Below are 1,068 nucleotides of genomic sequence, written 5' to 3'. Positions count from 1 at the left end.
TTCGTCAACACCTATCCTGCGGTGGGCAACTTCCTCGTGATGGTGTGCGGCCCGCAGATCGTGCAGACCGGGATCCACCTGTCGCTGTGGATCATTGTGCCGCTGTCGGCATTGATCGCGGCCTTGTTCGGCGCCTTGCTGGGTGCGCCGACCTTGAAACTGCGCGGCGACTACCTCGCCATCGTCACGCTCGGCTTCGGTGAAATCATCCGCATCTTCATGAACAACCTCAACGCGCCGGTGAACATCACCAACGGCCCGCAGGGGATCAACCTGATCGACCCGATCCGCGTGTTTGGCGTGTCGCTGGGCGGCGAGCCGGGTTCGGGCTCGATCGTCAAGTTCCTCGGCATCAGCATGCCGTCGGTGAACGCCTACTACTTCCTGTTCCTGCTCTTGTGCATCGGCGTGATCTTCTTCTCGATCCGCCTGCAGGACTCGCGCCTGGGCCGCGCCTGGGTGGCGATCCGCGAAGACGAGATCGCCGCAAAAGCCATGGGCATCAACACCCGCAACGTCAAACTCCTCGCGTTTGCCATGGGCGCGTCGTTCGGCGGCGTGGCCGGCGCCATGTTCGCCTCCTTCCAGGGGTTTGTATCGCCGGAATCGTTCTCGCTGACCGAGTCCATCGCCGTGCTGGCCATGGTGGTCTTGGGCGGTATCGGCCACATCCCCGGCGTGGTGCTGGGCGGCGTGATCCTGGCGGCCTTGCCGGAAGTGCTGCGCCACGTGGTCGAGCCGGTGCAGATGAGCCTGTTCGGCCGCGTCTGGATCGACGCCGAAGTGCTGCGCCAGCTGCTCTACGGTCTGGCCATGGTGATCATCATGCTGAATCGTCCTGCCGGCCTGTGGCCGTCGCCGCGTCACGAAGACCGGCCTGAAGCCGACCACCCGCACGGCAGTGACGCCGTCGGTGTGGTCAAAGCCTGAGCATCGACGAACAGAACACAGAGGACGACACAATGAGCACCACCACCCTGTTAAAAATCGCCGACGTCAGCAAACGTTTCGGCGGCCTGCAAGCTCTATCGGGCGTGAGCCTGACGATTGAACAAGGCCAGATCTACG

General features: G+C 63.2%; 1 protein-coding gene and 1 pseudogene. Both read left to right on the top strand.

All coding sequences use genetic code 11. The features are described from left to right. Nucleotides 1–930 (top strand): branched-chain amino acid ABC transporter permease (locus ACIROW_RS24085; protein ID WP_402279732.1); only part of this gene is annotated, 930 nt, incomplete at its 5' end. Between the two features lie 32 nt (nucleotides 931–962). Next, nucleotides 963–1,068, top strand: a pseudogene (locus ACIROW_RS24080) (ABC transporter ATP-binding protein); the annotation flags it as partial.

It is taken from the genome of Herbaspirillum sp. NPDC101397 (genome assembly GCF_044767325.1).
Lineage (GTDB): Bacteria > Pseudomonadota > Gammaproteobacteria > Burkholderiales > Burkholderiaceae_D > Herbaspirillum.
Note: the sequence above shows the minus strand (reverse complement) of the source record. Positions and strands in the feature narration are given on the sequence as shown.